Origin of the sequence: Paraburkholderia sp. RL18-085-BIA-A (genome assembly GCF_046027075.1) — a bacterium.
Lineage (GTDB): Bacteria > Pseudomonadota > Gammaproteobacteria > Burkholderiales > Burkholderiaceae > Paraburkholderia.
In genome coordinates this window covers 1-349 of record NZ_JARESU010000668.1, presented here as the reverse complement: position 1 = coordinate 349, position 349 = coordinate 1, and the positions used below count along the sequence as shown (strand labels likewise).

1 protein-coding gene is annotated in these 349 nt (G+C 62.8%); it reads right to left on the bottom strand.

Annotated elements, in window-relative coordinates:
* Positions 1 to 349, bottom strand: a 349-nt coding sequence (locus tag P0D89_RS54325) for an FAD-binding oxidoreductase (RefSeq protein ID WP_408371606.1), incomplete at both ends; no start/stop codon positions are given.

Below are 349 nucleotides of genomic sequence, written 5' to 3'. Positions count from 1 at the left end.
CAGGCCAAGCTCTTCGGGAGCGTTTGGGATGAAGTCGCGGTACATCGCCATAACCTGCCTGGCGTCCTTGGCGTCCCAGAAGATCGGACCAGCGAACACCGTTTTGGCCTGGTGGGCCTGAAATAGAAAGCTCGTGACCACGCCGAAGTTACCGCCGCCACCGCGCACGGCCCAGAAGAGGTCAACGTGCTTGTCCTTGCTGGCGGTGACGAAAGAGCCGTCGGCCAGGACTACATCCACCTCGAGCAGATTGTCGACCGTGAGGCCGTGCTTGCGCGTCAGATAGCCGGTTCCTCCGCCCAAGGTCAGACCTGCGACGCCCGTGCTGCCGACGATGCCGAGCGGTACA